Raw genomic sequence first — 20,375 nt, 5'->3', positions numbered from 1 at the left:
CCTACTTCGTCGCGCGGGTCAGCCCCTGCTCCCCGGCGCCACGTGACATCACGGCCCGCGTGACCTCGCGGTCGGCGGCGGCGTACGTGCTGTCGGCGGAGGCGGTGGAGGCCTCGCACGAGGTGCAGACGACGCGGAACGGCGGCCGCATGTCCGAGTACTGCGTGAGGTATTCGGCCTTCACCACCTCCCAGCGCCCCGGATGGGCGGCCGCCGGGGCGAAGGTGAAGCGGGGGACCGAGGACATGTTGCCGCGGGCCTTCTGGGCCTCGTAGAAGCTGGCCACCTGGTCGCCCATGCCGTAGACCACCCAGGTGCCGTTGACCTTCTCGTACGGCTGCGGCACGTGGTTGTGGGTGCCGAGGATCAGATCGATGTCGGGGAGGCCGTCCGCCCCGCGCGACGCGGTCAGGGCCTGGGCCAGGTCCAGTTGCTGCTTGTCCGGCGCCGTCTGCCACTCGGAGCCCCAGTGGACGCTGAGGACGACGACGTTCGCGCCGGCCGCGCGCGCGGCGCGGGCGTCGGAGACGATCCGCTCCTGGTCGATCAGGTTCACGGCCCAGGGCTTGCCGGCGGGGAGCGGGACGCCGTTCGTGCCGTAGGTGTAATCCAGCTGTGCGACCTTGGCCCCGCCGGCCTCGAGCAGGGCCGGGGCCTTGGCCTCCTCGGCGCTGCGGCCCGAACCGACGTGGCGGATGCCGACGCGGTCGAGGTTGTCGAGGACGCGGACGAGACCGTCGTACCCGTCGTCCAAGGTGTGGTTCGAGGCGGTCGAGCAGCTGTCGTAGCCGGAGTCCGCGAGGGCGTCGGCCAGTTGGTGCGGGGCCTTGAAGAGGGGGTATCCGGTGTAGGGGCCGCCGGGCCGGCCGTACGGTATCTCGTGGTGGCATATCGCCAGGTCGGCGGCGGAGACGAGGGGCTTGACCCCGGCGAATATCTTCCGGAAGTCGTAGCCGCCCCCTTCCGCGGAGTCGTCGGCGGCCCGCTGGATGATCGACGGGTACGGGATGATGTCGCCGGTCCCGACGAGGGTGAACGGCTTCCCGCCGGCCACGGCCGCGGCTTCGGCGGCGGCGCTCCGACTCGGACTCGCCGCCGCCTCCGGCTTCGCCCGCAGCCGCTGCTCGGCCACTGCGCCGCCGTCCTCGCCGGGCAGGTGCGTCACGCCGTACGCGGCGCCCCCCACCACGGCCAGCGCGGCCACGGCCACACCTGTCCTGCCGACTGCCTTCATCCCCGTACCCCCGCCATCGCATGGTCACTACCTGCGGAAATAGTCCCGCACCGGTGTGGGCGCCGCCATACGCGACCCGCGCAAACGCGCCATCGGAGTGAGACTCGCGGCTTGCGGGCCGCTCCCGTCCGCGAGTCTCAGCGCGCCGCGAGGGCCAGGTCGAGGGCCTGGAGGAGGCGGCCCGTCGTCGCCCGGTCGCGGACAGCCAGCCGGAGCCAGGAGTCGTCCAGGCCCGGGAAGGTGTCGCCGCGCCGCACGGCGAAGCCCAGCGCGCGCAGGCGGGTGCGGATCTCAGCGGCGCCCTCGATCCGGATCAGGACGAACGGCCCCTCGGCCGTGCCCGCCACCGAGATCTCCTCGAACTCCGCGAGCCCCGCCAGGAGGTGCTCCCGGTCCACCACGATCTGCCGTGCCGCGGCCTCGGCCTCGGCCAGCGCCGCGGGGGTCACGCACGCCTCGGCCGCCACCAGCGCGGGCGTGGACACCGGCCACAGCGGTTGCGCCGCCGACAGCTTCGCGATCACCCCCGGCTCGGCCAGTACGTAGCCGATGCGCAGCCCGGCCAGGCCCCAGGTCTTGGTCAGGCTCCGCAGCACCACCAGGCCCGGTACGTCCGTCCGCCCGGCCAGCGCCTCGCGTTCGCCGGGTACGGCGTCCATGAACGCCTCGTCCACCACCAGGATCCGCCCGGGCCGGGCCAGCGCGGTCAGGGTCGCCGCCGGGTGCAGCACCGAGGTCGGGTTGGTCGGGTTCCCGACCACCACGAGGTCGGCCTCCTCCGGTACCGCCGCCGGGTTCAGCCGGAAGCCGTCCGCGGCCCGCAGCACCACGCGCTCCACCCGGTGGCCCGCGTCGCGCAGGGCCGCCTCCGGCTCGGTGAACTGCGGGTGCACCACCACCGGCCGTACGGCGCCCAGCGCCCGCGCGATCAGTACGAACGCCTCCGCGGCCCCCGCCGTCAGCAGCACCCGCTCGACAGGCAGCCCGTGCCGAAGGGCCACGGCCGCGCGGGCGGCGCGGCCGTCGGGGTAGGCGGACAGAACGTCGAGCGAAGCCGCGATCCGGTCCTTCAGCCACTGCGGAGGGGTGTTGGACCGTACGTTCACGGCGAGGTCGACCAGCCCCGCACCCCCGTCCGACACCTCCGCGTCCCCGTGGTGGCGCAGGTCGTGCGTATGGGCCGTGGCGACGGCGCAGGTCGCCGCCATCGAACGCCGCTTGGGTACGAGGAGTTCCCCGCCCCCGGCGAGCGCTGCGGCCTCCGCCACCGACGGGGTGCCGGCGGCATCCCGTACGGCGTCCGAGGGGTGCGGCACCGCCATCGCGGCCAGCAGCTCGGCCGGGTAGCTCAGCAAGGGCACGCCGAAACGTTCCGCCGCACCCGCGATCCCCGCCTCCACCGCCTTCGCCTCCACGGTGGCCAGGGCCGTCACGGCCTCCACCGTCAGCCCGGCGCCGCGCAGGGTCTCCTCCACCAGAGCGCACACCTCCGCCACGGACACACCCGCGCGGCCGCCGACCCCGACGACCAGTTGCGTCGCGTACTCGTCCAACAGATTCACCCGTTCTCCGTCGTCGTGTTCGTGGTGCCGCTCGTGGTCGTGCCCGCACAGACGGCCGCGCTCGCGGACTCCGTGTGCGGCGGGCCCGTCAACCCTCCGTGGTCCGCCACCCGCTTGCGGAAGTGCGCGGGCGGCGCGGAGTCGGTATGCAGGGGCACATGGCCGTGATCGTGGCGCTGGGCGCGTTCCTGATGACCCTGGCAGGCGGATGGACGGCGCAGCGCGTCACCGACCGCCGCCACCTCGTGCTGGGCCTGGCCGGCGGGCTGATGCTGGGCGTCGTCGGCCTCGACCTGCTGCCGGAGGCCATGCACGCGGCCGGCGACGAACTCTTCGGAGTCCCCCTCGCCCTGCTGCTGTTCGTCGGCGGGTTCCTCGCCGCGCACTGCGTGGAACGCCTGCTGGCCGTCCGCCAGGCCTCCCACGGGGGCCGGAACGGCGACGGGCACGCGGACCACGAGGGCAGGGTCCCCCAGGTCGGCCTGACGGCCGCCGCGGCCATGGTCGCCCACAGCCTCGCCGACGGGGTGGCCCTCGGCGCCGCGTTCCAGGTCGGCGGGGGGATGGGCGTGGCCGTGGCGCTGGCCGTCGTCACCCACGACTTCGCCGACGGGTTCAACACGTACACCCTCACCCGGCTGTACGGGAACGCCCGCCGCAAGGCCCTGCTCATGCTCTTCGCGGACGCGGCCGCCCCGGTCGTGGGCGCCGCGTCCACTCTGCTGTTCACCCTTCCGGAGGAACCGCTCGGGGCCTACCTCGGCTTCTTCGGCGGCGTCCTGCTGTACCTGGCCGCCGCCGAGATCCTGCCCGAGGCCCACCACAAGCACCCCGCGCTGTCCACCCTGATGTGCACCGTGGGCGGGGTGGCGGGGATCTGGCTGGTCGTGGGCCTGGCGGAGTGACCGGACCGGTTGGAGCGACCGGAGAGGCCGGACCGCCCGGTGGGGCCGGACCGGCCGGTGGGACCGGACCGGCCGGAGGGGCCGGGCGGAGCGGTGGCGCCCCGGAGGTCTGTGGTTCACCGAAGAGCTGCCGGACGCGCCGCCGCGGCCTCGGCGAACCGCAGGGCCACGGAGGGCTCCGCCGCCCAGTGCGTGTGCAGGTAGCTGGCGTGCACACCGCCCGCCACGAAGCCCTCGACCCGGCGTTCCGGATGGGTGAAGCCCCATGCGGGCGCTGCGCCGGCGCCCGGCTCGATCACCGTCCGGTGGAACTCGTGCCCGCGCAGCCGGGTCCCGGCCACGGCCAGGACGCTGTCGGAGACGGCGACCGCCTCGCGGTATCCGAGCGTGAGCCGCTCCGACATCCGCGCGTCGGCGTCGAGCACCCCGCACATGGGCTTCCCGTCCAGCGAACGGGCGAGGTAGAGCAGCCCCGCGCACTCGGCGGCCACCGGCCGGCCGGCCGCGGCGAAGGCCGCGACGGCCTTGCGCAGCGGCTCGTTCGCGGACAGCTCCGGGGCGTACACCTCGGGGAAGCCGCCACCGATCACCAGGCCGGTGGTTCCTTCGGGCAGCGCCTCGTCCCGTAGCGGGTCGAAGGTGACCACCTGCGCCCCGGCCGCGGTGAGCAACTCCGCGTGCTCGGCGTAGGAGAACGTGAACGCCGGCCCGCCCGCGACGGCGATGACCGGTGCGGCGCCGCTGCCGGGGGCTGCGCTCCCGGACCCCTGAGCCTCGAACGCCGGCGCGGGCCCGGACAGGGGCCGGTTTCGGGCAGGGGCGGGGTGGGGGAGCAGCGCATGTTCCGGAGCCCAGGCCTCGCAGGCCAGCGGCGGCGCGGAACGGGCCAGCGCCATCAGGGCTTCCAGATCGCAGCCGGCCCGGACCTGGTCGGCCAGGGCGGCCACGGAGGACACCGCGTCCGCCCGCCGCTCGGCCACCGGCACCAGCCCCAGGTGCCGCGACGGCGCGGCCACCTGGGGAACCCGCCGCAGGACGCCGAGCACCGGCATCCCCGCTTCCTCCAGTGCCTCCCGCAGCATCGCCTCGTGCCGGTCGGAGCCGACCTTGTTCAGGATCACGCCGCCGAGGCGCACCTGCGGGTCGAAGGAGGCGAAACCGTGCACCAGCGCCGCCACCGACCGCGACTGCGAGGACGCGTCGACGACCAGCACCACCGGCGCCCGGAGCAGCTTCGCGACCTGCGCCGTCGACGCCAGTTCGCCCCGCCCCGCGGCCCCGTCGTAGAGCCCCATCACGCCTTCGACGACGGCCAGGTCGCACCCGGCCGCCCCGTGCGCGAACAGCGGGGCCACCAGGTCCGGCCCGCACATGAAGGCGTCCAGGTTGCGCCCCGGGCGGCCCGTGGCCAGTGCGTGGTAGCCGGGGTCGATGTAGTCGGGCCCGGCCTTGTGCGGGGACACGGCGAGGCCGCGCTCCGAGAAGGCCGCCATCAGGCCCGTCGCGACGGTCGTCTTGCCGCTGCCGGAGGACGGCGCGGCGACGACCAGTCTCGGTACGTTGATCGAGGTCACCACTCGATGCCCTTCTGGCCCTTCTGGCCGGCGTCCATCGGGTGCTTGACCTTGGTCATCTCGGTGACGAGGTCCGCGAACTCCACCAGCTTCTCCGGCGCGTTGCGGCCGGTGATCACCACGTGCTGGGTACCGGGACGACTGCGCAGCACCTCGACGACCTCGTCGACGTCGATCCAGCCCCAGTGCATCGGGTACGCGAACTCGTCCAGCACGTACAGCTTGTGCGTCTCGGCGGCCAGATCGCGCTTGACCTGCTCCCAGCCCTCCTTGGCCGCCTGCTCGTTGTCGAGCTGCGCGTCGCGCTGGACCCAGGACCAGCCCTCGCCCATCTTGTGCCAGACGACGGAGCCGCCCTCGCCGGAGGCGCCGAGCACCTTCAGCGCGTTCTCCTCGCCGACCTTCCACTTCGCCGACTTGACGAACTGGAACACCCCGATCGGCCAGCCCTGGTTCCAGGCGCGCAGCGCCAGACCGAAGGCCGCCGTCGACTTGCCCTTGCCCGGCCCCGTGTGGACGAAGACGAGCGGGCGGTTGCGGCGCTGACGCGTCGTGAGTCCGTCGTCCGGAACGACGGACGGCTGTCCCTGCGGCATTACGCGGCCCTCCTGAGGGTCGGGGATGGGGTACGTACGTTCTTCACGAGCCCGGCCAGCGAATCGGCCCGCAGCCCGTCGAGGGTGACGGCCGGGCCGCCCAGATCGGTGGCCAGTACTGCGGCCAGCCCCAGCCGGACCGGCCCCGACTCGCAGTCCACGACGACGGAGGCGACCCCGCCGGCCGCCAGCAGCCGGGCGCTGCGCGTCGAGAGCGCACGCGGATCCCCGCCCAGGGCGCCGGCCGAGGTGGCCCGCCCGTCGGTGACGACCACGAGCAGCGGCCGTCGGCTCGGGTCCCGCAGCCGTTCGATCCGCAGCACCTCGTGGGCCTTGAGCAGCCCGGCGGCGAGCGGGGTGCGGCCGCCGGTCGGCAGGTTCTCCAGCCGGGCCGCGGCGGCGTCGACGGAGGAGGTGGGCGGCAGGGCGAGCTCGGCCGAGGCGCCCCGGAAGGTGATCAGGCCGACCTTGTCCCGGCGCTGGTAGGCGTCGAGCAGCAGGGACAGCACCGCCCCCTTGACCGCGCTCATGCGCTGCCGGGCGGCCATCGAGCCGGACGCGTCCACGAGGAACAGCACGAGGTTGCCCTCGCGGCCCTCACGGGTCGCCTGCCGCAGATCGTCCTTGCGGACGACCAGCCCGCGCCCGGTGCGCCCGCGCGCCTTCTGGTGCGGGGCCGCGGCCTGGACGGTCGCCGTCAGGTGCAGCTTCGTCAGCTGGCCGCGGGGGCGCTGGGCGCCGGTGGTACGGCCGTGCGCGGTACGGGCGCGCGAACGCCGGCCGGATGCGCCCTCACCCAGCCCAGGGACGCTGAGCATCTTGGTTCGGAACGGCTCGGCGGCCCGTACGGGTGCCTGCTCGGCCGGACCGGCCGCCCCGCTGTCCTGGGCGGAGGGCTGCGTCTCGGGCCGCTGTTCGGGCTCGGCCGGCGCCTCGGGCCCGGGGTCGGCGGGCGCCTCGGCCTCGGGCGCGTCCGGTCCGGAGCCCTGCGGGGGTACGCCGCCCCCGCCGTCGGGGCCCCCGCCGTCCGGGCCGTCGTCCTGCGGTCCCTCGCCCGGGCCCTCGGGCTCCGGCTCGGGCTCGGGCTCCGGCTCGTCGTCCGGGAACCCGTCCAGGATCTGGTCCAGCTTCTCCTCGTCGAGGCCGGGCGCGTCGAAGGGGTTGCGGCGGCGGCGGTGGGGGAGCGCCAGCAGGGCGGCCTGACGCACGTCCTCCTTGAGCACCTCGGTCCGTCCGGCCCAGGCGGCCAGCGCGGTCGCGGTGCGGGCCATCACGATGTCGGCGCGCATGCCGTCGACCTCGAAACCGGCGCAGGTCGCGGCGATCCGCAGCAGCGAGATGTCGTTGAGGACCACCCGGGGGAGCAGCGCCCGTGCGGCCACCACGCGGGCGCGCACCTGTTCCTCGTCCCCGGACCAGCGGCCCGCGAAGCCCGCGGGGTCGTCCTCGTAGGCGAGCCGGCGACGGACCACCTCGACCCGCTGGAGGGGCTCCCGGGAGGCGGCGACCTCGACGGTCAGCCCGAACCGGTCGAGCAACTGCGGGCGCAGCTCGCCCTCCTCGGGGTTCATCGTGCCGACGAGGAGGAACCGGGCGGCGTGCCGTACGGAGACGCCCTCGCGCTCCACGTAGGAGGCGCCCATCGCTGCGGCGTCGAGGAGGAGGTCGATGAGGTGGTCGTGGAGCAGGTTGACCTCGTCGACGTACAGGATGCCGCGGTGCGCGTCGGCGAGCAGACCGGGCTCGAAGGCCTTCACGCCCTCGGAGAGGGCGCGTTCGATGTCGAGGGCGCCGACGAGACGGTCCTCGGAGGCGCCGACGGGCAGCTCCACCATGCGGGCGGGGCGCGCGGTGGCCGGACCGGATTCGTGGGGGCCGTCGGGGCAGACCGGGTCCGGGGCGGCGGGCGCGCAGCTGAACCGGCAGCCGGGGACCACGTCCACCTGCGGCAGCAGGGCCGACAGGGCGCGGACGGCGGTGGACTTGGCGGTCCCCTTCTCACCGCGCACGAGGACGCCGCCGACCGCGGGGCTCACGGCGTTGAGCAGCAGCGCGAGGCGCAGGTCGGTCTGGCCGACCAGTGCGGTGAACGGGTAGGGCGTGCTCATGCGGTGGCCCCTCCTTCTGCGTGGGTACGGGTACGGGTACGGGTACGCGTGCGCGGGCGGTCGTGCGTGGCGCGGGCCGTCACGGCGCGCCCGGCGGCAGGAACGGGAGGCCCGGCGGGGGGCCGGACTCGATCAGCCGAAGCAGCGCGCCGGTGTCCGCGTGTTCCTCGATCAGGTCGCCGAGCAGGTCCAGTTGGTCCTCCCGCAGGGTGGCGAAGGACGTGTCCGGGGCCGGGACGAAGCGGCGCCCGGCGGCGGCCGCGACCTCGCGCAGGAAGGCCCGGCGGAAGCCGTCCGACTCCAGCGAGCCGTGCCAGTGCGTGCCCCACACCGATCCGGACCGGCAGCCGTCCAGGAAGGGGACGCCGCCCAGGACCTCGGCCACCCCGTGGTGGATCTCGTAGCCCTCGACGGGCTCGCCCAGTGCCGAGCCGACGGGCCGGGCCAGGGTCTTCTCCCGCTCGAAGCGGACCCGTACGGGAAGGAGCCCGAGCCCCGGCACGGAGCCGGCCTTCGACTCGACCTCGTCCTCGATGTGTTCGCCCAGGACCTGGAACCCGCCGCAGATGCCCAGCACCGGCCGGCCCTCGGTGGCCCGCCGCACCAGCGCGTCCGCCAGCCCGCGTTCGCGCAGCCAGGCGAGGGCCTTGACCGTGCCCCGGGTACCCGGGACGACGACCAGGTCCGCGTCGGCCAGTTCCTCGGCCCGGTCCACGAACCGCACCACCACGCCGGGTTCCGCCGCCAGCGCGTCGACGTCCGTGAAGTTCGACATCAGCGGCACCGCGCAGACCGCGACCCGCAGCACGTCCTCGCCCACGGGCGGGGCGACCACGGATTCCCGTACCGCGCCCCGCAGGGAGACCCGCAGGCCGTCCTCCTCGTCGATGCCCAGACCGTGCTGGAAGGGGAGCACGCCGTACGTCGCCCGCCCGGTCAGACCCCGCAGCATCTCCATGCCCGGTTCCAGCAGCGTGACGTCACCGCGGAACTTGTTCACCAGGTAGCCCGCGATCAGCGACTGGTCCTCGGGCGAGAGCAGCGCCGTCGTACCGAAGAACGAGGCGAAGACCCCGCCCCGGTCGATGTCGCCGACGACGACCACGGGGAACCGCGCGGCCCGCGCGATGCCCATGTTCACTATGTCGGTCCGGCGCAGGTTGATCTCGGCCGGGCTGCCCGCCCCTTCGCAGATCACGGCGTCATACGTGCCCCGCAACTGCTCGAGGCAGTCCGTGACGATGCCGAGCAGTTGTTCCTGGCGGCCCCCGTGGTAGCCGCGGGCGCTCATCTCGCCCACCGGCTTGCCCAGCAGCACCACCTGGCTGCTCCGGTCGCTGCCGGGCTTGAGCAGCACCGGGTTCATCAGCGCGGTCGGCTCCACCCGGGCCGCCTGGGCCTGCATGGCCTGGGCGCGGCCGATCTCGGCGCCCTCCCGGGTGACGAAGGAGTTCAGCGACATGTTCTGGGCCTTGAAGGGCGCCACCTTCACGCCCTGCCGGGCCAGCCACCGGCAGATGCCCGCCGTGACCACGCTCTTGCCCGCGTCGGATGTCGTACCGGCGACGAGGAGTCCCCCGCCGCGCCTCGCGCCGCTCATGCGCGTCCCCTTCGTGATGTACGCGTACGTGCTGTCCGCGAGACCAGCGTGCGCGCGGCCACACAGGCTCCCAGCGCCACCCACGTCACCCGGCGCGACAGCCGTACCGCCCGTTCGATGTCGGCGACCTCCACGGGCCGCCCGGCCGCTCCGTTGAGCACGGCCCGGTGTTCGACCCGCCCCCCGTACGCCAGGGTCCCGCCCAGCCGTACGCCGAGCGCCCCGGCGAAGGAGGATTCCACCGGCCCCGCGTTGGGGCTCGGATGCTTGGCGGCGTCCGCGCGCCAGGCCCGTACGGCTCCCCGTCGGTCGGGACCGGCCAGTACGGCGGCCAGGGCCGTCAGCCGGGCGCCCGGCCAGCCGGCCACGTCGTCGAGCCGGGCCGAGGCCCAGCCGTAGCGCAGGTGGCGGGGGGACTTGTGGCCGACCATCGCGTCCAGGGTGTTCACGGCGCGGAAGGCCAGCAGGCCGGGGACGCCCGCGACGGCGCCCCACACCAGGGCCCCGACCACCGCGTCGGAGGTGTTCTCGGCGACCGATTCGACGACCGCCCGGGCCATCTGCTGCTCGTCCAGTGCCTGCGGGTCGCGACCGCACAGGTGGGGCAGCCGTTCGCGGGCCACGTCGGCGTCCCCGGCGGCGAGCGCGCCGCCGATGGCGCGGGCCTCCCGGCCCAGCGAGGTGCCGCCCACGACGGCCCAGGTGGCGGCGGCGGTCAGGGCTATACGGGCGGCCGCGGGCCGGGAGCGCACGGCGCGGGCGCCCAGCGCGCCGACGGCGGCCGCGCCTCCGGCGCACAGCAGGGTGTGCAGGGCGCCCCGCGCGCGGTCGTCGCGCCACAGGGCGCGTTCGACGGCGGCGGCGGCTCGTCCGAAGGCGGCCACGGGGTGCCCTCGGCGCGGATCCCCGAGGATCCGGTCGCCGATCAGGCCCGCCGTGACGCCGTACGCGAAGACGCGATCGGCACGCATGGTGGCAGGTATGTCCTCACTCAGGGTCCGCGCCCTGGTTCGACGTGTCCGGCGGCGAGAGTTCCTGGCTCCCGGCCGCGCGCGGCCCTGGGGTCCGCGTGCGCCGGTGACAGTGGCGGGACCGCGCCGGATTCGCACCGGACTTCCTCTCCATGCCGCCGTAATGGCTCGGGCAGTCCACCACGCAGCGCGAAGGCCCGTCAACTCGCCGTTGACCTGCGGTGGGGTGGTGGGTCCTGGGCATGCGAAAGCTCCCTCCGGGACGGACCCGGAGGGAGCCTTCGTGCGTGCTGTTTCGTGCGTGTTGTCCGGCGCCTCAGGCGACGATCAGGTAGATCCCGTAGGTCACGGCCGCCGTGCAGACCGCGAAGCAGGCGTACGCGCCGCTGCGGGCCAGGGTGGCCGCGCCGCCCTGCTCGGTGGCGGCCTCGTGCTTGGAGAGCCCCATCAGACCCAGGGTGAACAGGGTCACGAGGGCGACGGTGGCGGAGAGGCTGACTCCGAAGACGGAGCCGAGGGCTTCCCAGTCGATCTTCATACCGCTGAATCCTCTGTCGTTCTCGGGGTCAGACCGCGGCGGCCGGAGCCGCGGCCAGGATGGTGGCCTTGAGCTCCTCGTCCGTCACCGCGGCGGTGCTGCCCGTGGCGGCGGAGGTCGGCGGGACGGTGACGGCCGCGATGGCCGTGGTGACCACACCAGGCTCCTCGGCGTCGGCCGCCTGGACCTCGTTGACGTTGGTGTGGTCGACGACCTGACGGCGTGAGATCAGGTAGATGGCGACGCAGGAGGCGACCAGGAAGACTGCGACGCAGACGACGCCGATGCCTCCGGTGCGCATGACCAGCTCGGCGCCGGCGGAGACGAGAGCGGCGGCCGGGAGGGTCAGGCCCCAGGCGATGAACATGCGGGAGGCGGTGGACCAGCGGACCACGCCGCCCTTGCGTCCCAGACCCGAACCCATGACCGCGCCGGAGCACGCGTGGGTGGTGGAGAGGGAGAAGCCCAGGGAGGAGGAGGCCAGGATGACGCTGGCGGCCGAGGTCTGGGCGGCGAAGCCCTGCTGCGGCTGCAGGTCGGTCAGGCCCCTGCCCATGGTGCGGATGATGCGCCAGCCGCCCAGGTAGGTGCCCATCGCGATGGCCATACCGGCGGAGCCGATGACCCAGACCGGCGGGTTGGCGCCGGCCGGCAGGGCGTTCCCGGCGATGAGCGCCAGGGTGATGATGCCCATCGTCTTCTGCGCGTCGTTGGTGCCGTGCGCCAGCGAGACGAGGCCCGCGGAAGCGATCTGGCCCGCGCGGTAGCCCTTGGCGGAGGTCTTCTCACCCATGCCGCGGCCGACCTTGTACGTGACCTTCGTGGCCAGGTACGCGGCGATGCCGGCGACCAGCGGCGCGGCGATCGCGGGGATCAGCACCTTGGTGACGACGACGCTGCCGTTGACCGCGCCCATGCCGGCGGAGGCCACGGCCGCACCGATCAGTCCGCCCATGAGGGCGTGCGAGGAGCTGGAGGGCAGTCCGACGAGCCAGGTGACGAGGTTCCAGAGGATCGCGCCGACCAAGGCGGCGAAGATGACCTCCGGCTGGATGCCTTCCTCGTTGACCAGGCCCTTGGAGATCGTCTTGGCGACCTCCACGGACATGAAAGCGCCGACGAGGTTGAGTACGGCGGACATGGCCACCGCGGTCTTGGGCTTGAGGGCGCCCGTCGAGATGGTGGTGGCCATCGCGTTGGCCGTGTCGTGAAAACCGTTCGTGAAATCGAACACGAGAGCGGTGATGATCACGATCCCGAGGAGAAGCGTTATGTGCTCCATTTACCCAGGCTTCTGTTTGACGTCAGTGGTTCGTGGACCGTAGGCAATCTGGATGAACGGAAGGTGAACTGGCAGGGGTCGTCCGGTGTATCGATGCGGCACCCGATCGGGACCTTCGTCCCGAGAGGGGTGCGAATACAGCGATTGGTGCACGTCACGGCCGGGTGGCCGCGCCCTCCGGGACGGGACTTCCGGTAGGCCGTTGCATACGAGCGGAACCCCGAAGAGACCTAGATCACCCCTGGGGTCGCCTCGCCGGGCCGCCGCCCGGAATCGTTCCCTCCGGTGGCCCGCCCGCCCATCCGCCTCGACACTGGAGCGGTGCGTACCGCTACAGCGACGGCAGTGGCCGTCACTACGACCCTGCTCGGCGCCGGCGCGGCCGCCGTCACCGCCGCCGCGCTCGCCGGCCGGTACGCCGCCGACGCGGCCCTGCGGACCGAGCCCGGCCGCCCACTGCCCGGCGGGCCCCGGCTCGTCGTCCACTCCACCGCGGCCGGCCGGGTCGAGCTGACCAGGTCGCTCGCCTCCCTGCGCCCCGGCACCTACGGGCTCACCGCGCCGGGCGTGCACGCCGTGGTCGGGCCCGTCCTCCCGGACGCCCCGCACGGCCCCGACACCGTGGTGCGCCGGCTCGTCGCCGTCACCCACGGCAGCCTCGACCCCGGGACCCGCGTCACCCTCACCCCCCAGATCCACCTGGGCAACCCGGGCGCCGCTCTCGGGCTGGACCACGCCGACGTGGACATCCCCGGGGAGCTCGGCGCCCTGCCCGCCTGGTTCGTGCCCGCGGCCCGCGACACCTGGGTCATCACCGTCCACGGGCTCGGCGCCACCCGCGAGCACCCGATGGTGGTCATGCCCTTCCTCCACCGCAACAAGGTCCCCGTCCTGGACCTCGGGTACCGGGGCGACCTCGGCGCCCCCGGGTCCCCGGACGGCCTCGGCCACCTCGGCGAGTCCGAATGGCGCGATCTCGACGCCGCCATCCGCTACGCCCTGCGCTACGGAGCCCGCCGCGTGGTCCTGCACGGGTGGTCGACCGGCGCCACCATGGCTCTGCACGCCGCCGAGCGCTCGGCGCTGGCCGACCGGATCGCCGGGCTGGTCCTCGACTCGCCCGTACTGGACTGGCACGCCACCCTGCGCGCCCTCGCCGCCGCGCGCCGCACCCCGGCGCCCCTGCTCCCGTTCGCCGTCAAGGCCGCCGAAGGCCGCGCGGGCCTGCGCGCGGGCAGGCGGGCACCGGGGTCGGATCCGGCCGCGCTGAAGGTCCCCGTGCTGATCTTCCACGGCCCCGACGACACGATCGCCCCCTGGGCCCCCTCCCGCAGGCTCGCCGCGGCTCGCCCCGACCTCGTCACCCTGCACTCCGCTTCCGACGCCGCCCACGGGGCGATGTGGAACGCCGACCCAGCCGCGTACGAAGAGGCGCTGCGCCGCTTCCTGACCCCGCTCATGTGACAGACCGTGTGACGGGCCGTCGGACGAGTTGTCCGAAGAATGCCGGACTGGCAGGGCGGAGGGGCGGGTTGTCCCGTTCTGTCCTTACCGGGCCTTGTGGCAATGGCTGGTTCCGTTTGGGCTTTCGGCCAGTGACGGGCGAGACTGCTCCCGTGACGTCCCGAAAGCCTGATGAGCAGTTGGCTCGCGACTCCAGACTCCGACTCGTCGCCCCGCGGTCCGTCGCCACGGCCCGCAAGGCGGTGACCGACCGGCGCACCCGGACCGCCCCGCGGCCTCCGGCGGGCACCCCCGCCACGGCCGACCTGGCGAACAGGGCCCGCGCCTCCCTCTCCGACGCGGTACGGCTCGCCCGCTGGGCCGAGCTCCACCTCGGCGTCGCGGACGACGCCGGGCCCACCCCGGGGGGCGCGCTGCCCGCCGCCGAAGCCGAACGCGCCGCCACCCAGCTGAGCCTGACGCCGGGCCAGATCCGGGTCGGCTGGGACCGCGCCCGGCTCGCCGGCCTGATCGAGATGCACGGCGGACACGCCCGCCCCGGCTGGCGCCTGCGCGCCTGGAACCGGGACGACGCCGCCGTACTGCGCGGCTGGGTCGCCCTCTTCGACGCCTGGTCACTGGTCCACCCGGCCCCCGCCGACATCGCCCCCGCGGCCGTCGCCGAGGTGGTCGAGGCCATGCCCCAGCTGCTCTCCCTGCTCCAGCTCTCCGCCGGTCCCGTGACCGTCCCCGACCTGCTGGACCTGCTCGGACAGCGCGTCGACGAACTGCGCGACGAGCGGTGCGAGGTCCCCTACGAGACCACGGCGCAGGCCGCGGACTCGGTGGAGGCCCCCCGAGCCGCCGGGACCGCCGGGGCTCCGCACACCGGCCCCGCGCCGGCCGCGCCGCCCGTCCCGCTCGCCCGGCTGCTGCGCTGGGCGCTCGGCGGGCTCGCCGCCGTGGACGCAGTCACCCTCGGCCCCGCCCGGGCCACCCTCACCCCGCTCGGAAGCTGGGCCGTCTGGGTCAAGCTCGAGCAGATCTGCGTCGCCGCGCAGAGCCCCGCCGGGAACATCGAGCAGTCCGCCGCCGCCATGCTCCACGGCTGCGCCCGGCTCACCCCCGGCCCGGCCCGCGCCGAGTACCAGGCCTGGCTGGCCGCCCGGCCCGTCGGCCACGCGGTGTCCGAACTGCTGCACGCCGCCCGGGGCGAGGACGCCCTGCTGCGCGGGCTCGCCTTCGAAGCCCTGCGCGTGGTCGGAGCCCCCGCCGAGCCGGAGGTGCGGGGGGCCTCCCGCGAGGCCGCGCTGCGCCCCTACGCCCTGCTCTGGCTCGCCGAGCACGACGGGGTGGACCCCGACGAGGCGCAGGACGTGCTCACCGCCGAGGAGCAGACCTGGCTCTGGGTGGACACCGCAGCCGCCATCGCGGACCACGGCGAGGCCGAGCTGCTGGCCCGTCACCTGGACTCGGCCGTACGGACCACGGTTCCGCGGCTGCTGGACGAGGTCCGCGCGGTAGGGCACCCGCGCACGGTCCAGGTGCTGGTCGCACTGGCCGCCGCCCATCCCGATCCCGCCCTGGCCAAGGCGGTGCGCCGGGCCGCCTTCCAGGTGCACACCGGCGGCGCGTAGCGCCCCGTACGGCTGAGTGCGTACGCGCCGCGGGGCTCAGACCTGCGGCGCGTACGTCCCGAAGCTCCACACGTTGCCCTCGGCGTCGCGCGCCATGTAGTCCCGCGAGCCGTAGTCCTGGTCGGTCGGCTCCATCAGGATCTCCACACCGTGATCGACGGCCCGGCGGTGGTGGGCGTCCACGTCGTCGACGAGTACGTAGACCCCGGCCGGGCCGGCCGCCTCCATGGCCTTGTCGAAGGCGCCGCCGCGGCCCTTGCTGCCGAGCATCACCATGCCGTTCCCGTAGGACAGCTCGGCGTGCATCACGGCGCCGTCCTCACCCTCGTACGCCGCGATCTGGGTGAAGCCGAAGGCCTCGGTGAGCAACTGGATGGCGGCCTTGGCATCGGTGTACAGCAGGGTCGGGCAGATGGACGGAACGCCTGCCATGACGATCACTCCCTCTCGTACCGCGGATGGACGGTGAGCCACGTCACAGCATGGCAGGCGCCACGAGAAGTCAGCGGAAGGTGTTGCACTGGGCCATGTCGCCCGTGCGGTAGCCCTGGTAGAACCACTGCTGGCGCTGCTCGGCCGAGCCGTGCGTCCAGGACTCAGGGCTCACCCGGCCCTGGAACTTCTCCTGGATCCGGTCGTCGCCGACCGCGGCCGCCGCGTCCAGGCCGTCCTTGATGTCCTGGTCGGTGAGGCTGGTGATCAGGGGCTTGCCCGTGGACTCGTCCGGGGTCTTCGTCGCGTTGTGGGCCCAGACCCCGGCGTAGCAGTCGGCCTGCAGCTCGACCCGTACCGCATTGCTGTTCGCGCCCTGCCGGCCGTCCTGGGCCTTCTGTAGGGTGCCGGTCAGGTTCTGGATGTGGTGCCCGTACTCGTGGGCCACCACGTACGCCTGGGCGAAGGGGCCGCCGCTCGCGCCGAACTTGGTGCGGAGCTCGTTGAAGAAGCCCAGGTCCAGATAGACCTGCCGGTCGCCGGGGCAGTAGAAGGGGCCGACCGCCGAGGTGGCCGCCCCGCAGGCGGTACCCACCTTGCCGGTGAAGAACACCGTCTGTGCCGGGGTGTACTGGGCGCCGCGCCGCGCGAACTCCTGCTTCCAGAAGTCCTGGGTGCTGTTGATCACCGCCACGAGCCGGCAGTCCTCCTTGGTGTTCGCGTCCTGCCCGGTCTTGCAGCTCTGCTGCACCTGGGCGGCGGAAGAGGAGGTGGCCGCGGGATCCGGGCTTCCGTCGGACAGGCCCAGCTGCTCCGGGCCGACCCCGAAGAGCAGGCCCATGACCAGCGCGATGAACCCGATGATGCCGCCGCCGATCGTGGCCCTCCCGCCGGGGACGCGGCTGCCGCGTACGTCCTTGACCTCGGAAGTGTCCAGATTGGCGTCGTCGTCGAACTGCATCCCGCACCGCCCTCCATTCCTGACCAAGGGGGGTACGTGTCCGCCCCTGCGGCGAGTATCAACCCGTTCATCGTCGTACGCCCTCCGGCCGCGAGGCGTGTTCCGTGGGCCGAACGGGGGACGCGGCGACGGGGGAGGGGCTGGTTCCGCGGGGGGCGGCCGGGCCCGAAAGTAGTTGCGGACCCCCGGTAGAATGACTCCCATGGCAAATCTCCTCGCGGATTAGCGGCGTCGAAGCATCGCGTCCTGCCCCCCTTCCGCCGTCCCGACCCGCCCTGGAGTATTTCCGTGATCACCGCCACCGGCATCGAGCTGCGCGCCGGCGCCCGCATCCTCATCGAGAACGCGTCCTTCCGTATCGCCAAGGGCGACCGCATCGGCCTCGTGGGCCGCAACGGAGCCGGCAAGACCACCCTCACCAAGTGCCTCGCGGGCGAGGGGACGCCGGCCGCCGGCTCCATCGCCCGCTCCGGCGAGGTCGGCTACCTCCCGCAGGACCCGCGCACCGGCGACCTCGACGTGCTGGCCAGCGACCGGATCCTGTCCGCGCGCGGACTCGACGTACTGCTCAAGAAGATGCGGATGAACGAGGAGCGCATCTCCTCCGGCGCCGGCGCCACCCGCGACAAGGCGATGCGCCAGTACGAGCGCCAGGAGACCGAGTTCCTCACCAAGGGCGGTTACGCCGCCGAGTCCGAGGCCGCGACCATCTCCGCCGCCCTCGGCCTGCCCGACCGGGTCCTCGGCCAGCCGCTGCACACCCTCTCCGGCGGTCAGCGCCGCCGCGTCGAGCTCGCTCGCATCCTCTTCTCGGACGCCGACACCCTGCTCCTCGACGAGCCGACCAACCACCTCGACGCCGACTCGATCGTGTGGCTGCGCGACTACCTGAAGAACTACCGCGGCGGCTTCATCGTGATCTCCCACGACGTCGACCTCGTCGAGACGGTCGTCAACAAGGTCTTCTACCTGGACGCCAACCGCGCCCAGATCGACGTCTACAACATGGGCTGGAAGCTCTACCAGCAGCAGCGCGAGGCCGACGAGAAGCGCCGCAAGCGCGAGCGCCAGAACGCCGAGAAGAAGGCCGCGGCGCTGAACTCGCAGGCCGACAAGATGCGCGCCAAGGCCACCAAGACGGTCGCCGCCCAGAACATGGCCAAGCGCGCCGACCGGCTGCTCGCCGGCCTGGACGCCGTCCGCGTCTCCGACAAGGTCGCCAAGCTGCGCTTCCCGGACCCGGCGCCCTGCGGCAAGACCCCGCTGACCGCCGAGGGCCTGTCGAAGTCGTACGGCTCGCTGGAGATCTTCACCGACGTCGACCTGGCCATCGACAAGGGCTCCCGCGTGGTCATCCTCGGCCTCAACGGCGCGGGCAAGACCACGCTGCTGCGCCTGCTGTCGGGCACCGAGAAGCCCGACACCGGCTCGGTCGTCCCCGGCCACGGCCTCAAGCTCGGCTACTACGCCCAGGAGCACGAGACCCTGGACCCGGAGCGCTCGGTCCTGGAGAACATGCGCTCCTCGGCACCGGACCTGGACCTGGTCTCCGTACGCAAGACTCTCGGCTCGTTCCTCTTCTCCGGCGACGACGTGGACAAGCCCGCCGGCGTCCTGTCCGGCGGTGAGAAGACCCGTCTGGCCCTGGCGACCCTGGTCGTCTCCTCGGCGAACGTGCTGCTCCTCGACGAGCCCACGAACAACCTCGACCCCGCCAGCCGCGAGGAGATCCTGGGCGCCCTGCGCACGTACAAGGGCGCCGTCATCCTCGTCACGCACGACGAGGGCGCCGTCGAGGCGCTGGAGCCGGAGCGGATCATCCTGCTCCCGGACGGTGTCGAGGACCTCTGGGGCCCGGACTACCGGGACCTCGTGTCGCTCGCCTGAGCCTCCGCTTACGTGATCCAGCCGCTTATGGATCATTCGGCTCAGACGTGATCCATCATCTGAGTGAGACGGTCTCATACCGCTCCGTGCTCGGCGAAGGCCCCGGCCGCATCTCCCAAGATGCGCGGCCGGGGCCTTCCGCTTTCCCGCTCCGGCCCCTGACCTGGTGATTCATACCCGCCGAGCGGAAATGTGACGGAGGTCATGCAGCGGAAGAGGAGATTCCGTTCTGCTCGGGTGTCGACGGCTGAAGAAATGCCGCCGTACCGACCTTGCTGAATGGGTGGCCAGGAAGCCGGGGAGGGGTGATCATGAGAAGTCCAGAGCGCACTTCCCATGAGGAGGCACGGGTGGCCGAAACTCTGAAGAAGGGCAGCCGGGTAACCGGCGCCGCGCGCGACAAGCTCGCGGCAGACCTGAAGAAGCAATACGACTCCGGTGCGAGTATCCGGGCGCTGGCCGAATCGACAGGCCGGTCCTACGGATTCGTCCATCGGATGCTCAGCGAGTCCGGAGTCACGCTGCGAGGTCGCGGTGGCGCGACACGTGGCAAAAAGGCGGCTACGGCCTGACCATCTGGTTCCACTTGGTTCCAACGGTTTTCCGTATTCAGCTTCACCTGTTCCAGTTCCACCGTCCTTCGGTGACCCCCGGCCGGCTCCATGGCCGGCTGGGTGGTTACTGTGCAGTCACTTAGGCCGAGATCACGGCCGAACGACCGCACAACCACCGGAGGCACACAGATGGCTCTGCTCGACAAGGACGGCGTACGGCTCACCGTCGACGACACGGTCGCCACGGTGACACTGACCAATCCGGCCAAGCGAAACGCTCAATCCCCCGCGCTCTGGCGGGCGTTGACGGAGGCTGGACGGTCATTGCCGGGCACCGTCCGGGTCGTCGTGCTGCGCGGCGAAGGGCAGTCCTTCTCCGCAGGGCTCGACCGGCAGGCATTCACCCCTGAAGGCTTCGAGGGCGAGCCGTCGTTCCTTGACCTGGCGCGCGGTTCGGCGGAACTGCTCGACTCCACCATCGCCGAGTACCAGGAGGCGTTCACCTGGTGGCGGCGTAACGACATCATCTCCGTCGCTGCCGTCCAGGGGCACGCGATCGGTGCCGGTTTCCAGCTTGCCCTCGCGTGCGATCTGCGCGTCGTCGCGGACGACGTGCAGTTCGCCATGCGCGAGACCGGGCTCGGCCTGGTGCCCGACCTCGGCGGCACCCAACCGCTGACCTCGGCGGTCGGCTACGCCCGCGCGCTCGAAATCTGCGCGACGGGCCGCTTCGTGCATGCCGAGGAGGCGGAACGGATCGGGCTCGCGAACCTGGTCGTCCCCGCCGCCGACCTCGACGCGGCCGTCCAGGACCTCGCCACCGCACTGCTGGCTCCGCCGCGGGATGCGGTGATCGAGACGAAGGCGCTGCTGCGCGGAGCGGGCTCACGCACGTACGACGACCAGCGGGCCGCCGAGCGCGCGGCCCAGTCCCGCCGCCTCCGCGACCTGGCGGGCCTCTCGGACTAGTGATCTGGTTTTGAGGTCTTGGCTCGCCTCGTGAGTCGTGTTCTGTTTCAGGTTTTGGGGTTCGCCTGACGTGGCTGGTCCTGGGTCGCTCTCCTGGATGGATGGGTGACACCAGGCTGGCG

At 73.1% G+C, this 20,375-nt stretch carries 18 protein-coding genes and 1 riboswitch; of the genes, 6 read left to right on the top strand and 12 right to left on the bottom strand.

What is annotated here, in order from left to right:
- Position 1 precedes the first annotated feature (1 nt).
- The 3 genes from OTB20_RS35170 to OTB20_RS35160 all read right to left on the bottom strand — a co-directional run bounded on the left by OTB20_RS35170 (position 2) and on the right by OTB20_RS35160 (position 2,954).
- Positions 2-1,234, bottom strand: a complete 1,233-nt coding sequence (locus OTB20_RS35170; RefSeq protein WP_420716550.1) for a CapA family protein — start codon at positions 1,232-1,234, stop codon at positions 2-4.
- A 137-nt stretch (positions 1,235-1,371) separates the two neighbouring features.
- Positions 1,372-2,796 carry an Rv2231c family pyridoxal phosphate-dependent protein CobC gene (gene cobC / locus OTB20_RS35165; RefSeq protein ID WP_267823852.1) on the bottom strand — a complete coding sequence of 475 codons (1,425 nt, stop codon included), beginning with the start codon at positions 2,794-2,796 and terminating at the stop codon, positions 1,372-1,374.
- Positions 2,793-2,954, bottom strand: coding sequence for a hypothetical protein (locus OTB20_RS35160; protein ID WP_267823851.1), 162 nt, complete (start codon positions 2,952-2,954; stop codon positions 2,793-2,795). Before OTB20_RS35160 ends, cobC begins: the two co-directional genes overlap by 4 nt.
- On the opposite strand from OTB20_RS35160, the gene OTB20_RS35155 reads away from it, so the two are divergent.
- Entirely contained in the window at positions 2,955-3,701 is a 747-nt protein-coding gene (locus tag OTB20_RS35155; RefSeq protein WP_267752420.1) for a ZIP family metal transporter, read from the top strand.
- A gap of 116 nt (positions 3,702-3,817) precedes the next feature.
- Here OTB20_RS35155 and OTB20_RS35150 read toward each other — a convergent pair whose 3' ends face one another.
- The 7 genes from OTB20_RS35150 to OTB20_RS35120 all read right to left on the bottom strand — a co-directional run bounded on the left by OTB20_RS35150 (position 3,818) and on the right by OTB20_RS35120 (position 12,370).
- Positions 3,818-5,266: a cobyrinate a,c-diamide synthase gene (locus OTB20_RS35150; RefSeq protein ID WP_267823893.1), complete on the bottom strand. Its 1,449-nt coding sequence runs from the start codon at positions 5,264-5,266 to the stop codon at positions 3,818-3,820.
- A gap of 5 nt (positions 5,267-5,271) precedes the next feature.
- A complete protein-coding gene (cobO, locus tag OTB20_RS35145; protein ID WP_267752421.1) occupies positions 5,272-5,871 on the bottom strand; it encodes a cob(I)yrinic acid a,c-diamide adenosyltransferase in 600 nt (199 codons plus the stop codon).
- Positions 5,871-7,979 carry a putative cobaltochelatase gene (locus OTB20_RS35140; protein WP_267823849.1) on the bottom strand — a complete coding sequence of 703 codons (2,109 nt, stop codon included), beginning with the start codon at positions 7,977-7,979 and terminating at the stop codon, positions 5,871-5,873. Before OTB20_RS35140 ends, cobO begins: the two co-directional genes overlap by 1 nt.
- A 79-nt stretch (positions 7,980-8,058) precedes the next feature.
- Positions 8,059-9,579 (bottom strand): cobyric acid synthase, encoded by a 1,521-nt coding sequence (locus OTB20_RS35135; RefSeq protein ID WP_267823848.1) that lies wholly within the window; start codon positions 9,577-9,579, stop codon positions 8,059-8,061.
- Positions 9,576-10,550, bottom strand: a complete 975-nt coding sequence (locus OTB20_RS35130; RefSeq protein WP_267752425.1) for a cobalamin biosynthesis protein — start codon at positions 10,548-10,550, stop codon at positions 9,576-9,578. Before OTB20_RS35130 ends, OTB20_RS35135 begins: the two co-directional genes overlap by 4 nt.
- Positions 10,551-10,608: 58 nt before the next feature.
- Positions 10,609-10,700, bottom strand: a riboswitch (cobalamin riboswitch).
- Positions 10,701-10,866: 166 nt separating this feature from the next.
- A complete protein-coding gene (locus tag OTB20_RS35125; protein ID WP_267823846.1) occupies positions 10,867-11,088 on the bottom strand; it encodes a hypothetical protein in 222 nt (73 codons plus the stop codon).
- Between the two features lie 28 nt (positions 11,089-11,116).
- Entirely contained in the window at positions 11,117-12,370 is a 1,254-nt protein-coding gene (locus tag OTB20_RS35120; RefSeq protein ID WP_267823845.1) for an inorganic phosphate transporter, read from the bottom strand.
- Between the two features lie 321 nt (positions 12,371-12,691).
- Between OTB20_RS35120 and OTB20_RS35115 the strand changes: the two genes are divergently transcribed.
- Both OTB20_RS35115 and OTB20_RS35110 read left to right on the top strand, forming a co-directional pair.
- Positions 12,692-13,834: an alpha/beta hydrolase family protein gene (locus OTB20_RS35115; protein ID WP_267823844.1), complete on the top strand. Its 1,143-nt coding sequence runs from the start codon at positions 12,692-12,694 to the stop codon at positions 13,832-13,834.
- A gap of 152 nt (positions 13,835-13,986) precedes the next feature.
- Entirely contained in the window at positions 13,987-15,450 is a 1,464-nt protein-coding gene (locus tag OTB20_RS35110) for a hypothetical protein (protein WP_420716548.1), read from the top strand.
- A gap of 36 nt (positions 15,451-15,486) precedes the next feature.
- On the opposite strand, the gene OTB20_RS35105 is transcribed toward OTB20_RS35110, so the two are convergent.
- Positions 15,487-15,882: a VOC family protein gene (locus tag OTB20_RS35105; protein ID WP_267752430.1), complete on the bottom strand. Its 396-nt coding sequence runs from the start codon at positions 15,880-15,882 to the stop codon at positions 15,487-15,489.
- Positions 15,883-15,952: 70 nt separating this feature from the next.
- Positions 15,953-16,843: a neutral zinc metallopeptidase gene (locus OTB20_RS35100; RefSeq protein ID WP_267823843.1), complete on the bottom strand. Its 891-nt coding sequence runs from the start codon at positions 16,841-16,843 to the stop codon at positions 15,953-15,955.
- Between the two features lie 288 nt (positions 16,844-17,131).
- Here OTB20_RS35100 and OTB20_RS35095 point away from each other — a divergent pair, with 288 nt between their 5' ends.
- The 3 genes from OTB20_RS35095 to OTB20_RS35085 all read left to right on the top strand — a co-directional run bounded on the left by OTB20_RS35095 (position 17,132) and on the right by OTB20_RS35085 (position 20,253).
- Entirely contained in the window at positions 17,132-18,730 is a 1,599-nt protein-coding gene (locus OTB20_RS35095; RefSeq protein WP_267823842.1) for an ABC-F family ATP-binding cassette domain-containing protein, read from the top strand.
- Positions 18,731-19,080: 350 nt separating this feature from the next.
- Positions 19,081-19,302: a helix-turn-helix domain-containing protein gene (locus OTB20_RS35090; RefSeq protein WP_204357858.1), complete on the top strand. Its 222-nt coding sequence runs from the start codon at positions 19,081-19,083 to the stop codon at positions 19,300-19,302.
- Between the two features lie 171 nt (positions 19,303-19,473).
- On the top strand, positions 19,474-20,253 hold the full coding sequence (locus OTB20_RS35085; protein ID WP_267823840.1) for an enoyl-CoA hydratase/isomerase family protein: 780 nt from the start codon (positions 19,474-19,476) through the stop codon (positions 20,251-20,253).
- The last annotated feature ends 122 nt before the right edge of the window (positions 20,254-20,375 follow it).

The sequence above is a fragment of the Streptomyces sp. H27-H1 genome (assembly GCF_026627445.1).
Classification (GTDB): Bacteria; Actinomycetota; Actinomycetes; order Streptomycetales; family Streptomycetaceae; genus Streptomyces.
Note: the sequence above shows the minus strand (reverse complement) of the source record. Positions and strands in the feature narration are given on the sequence as shown.